This window comes from Longirhabdus pacifica, from assembly GCF_004115085.1.
GTDB lineage: Bacteria > Bacillota > Bacilli > Paenibacillales > DSM-105158 > Longirhabdus > Longirhabdus pacifica.
Genome location: NZ_QXJP01000070.1, coordinates 1 through 605 on the forward strand (window position 1 = coordinate 1; position 605 = coordinate 605).

Here is a 605-nt window from a genome sequence, read left to right on the forward strand (position 1 = left end):
GCAATTTTCTCCCACTCACCGTTGTAGTTTCTTTTTCTATAAATATTATATTTAGTGTCTGCATCACCTGCAGATTCCCATTCCATTATGGTATAAGCTTTCATTCCCATTGGTGTTCTCCAATACTCTCTTTTACCAACTAAATTAATTGGTGCGCTAGGAAGAGAATTAATGGTTTCTGAATACTCGCTTTCTCCTTCTTCATTCTTTGCTTTAATAGCATAGTATAATGGAGTGTTCAAATCCTCTTCAGGGATATAGTACGTATACGTGGAAGTGTATACACTATCAGCTACTGTTGTATACGTTCCAGTTTCTTCATCTACTCTATAAATACTATACTCATCAGCACCTGCTACTGGAGTCCACTCTAATACTGTTTGATCAGCACCAATTGTTGTTTCCACATTTCTTGGTGCTGCTGGTAAAGTGTGATTAGTATCATAAATCGCTGTGAAATGTTTATTCATAACATAAATGTTATCTTCCACTACAGCGATATCCGTAAAGTCTAAAACGACACCAAACTTAGCGCGTTTTACTGTCCCTGGCATAGATTTTAAATTATACCATTGCTGTGTCTCAGGATCATATACTTCCGCTGA

At 36.9% G+C, this 605-nt stretch carries 1 protein-coding gene; it reads right to left on the bottom strand.

Annotated features, from left to right (window positions below; genetic code table 11):
* The coding region (locus tag D1Z92_RS17110) for a Kelch repeat-containing protein (RefSeq protein WP_503104919.1) at positions 1–605 on the bottom strand (605 nt) is incomplete at both ends.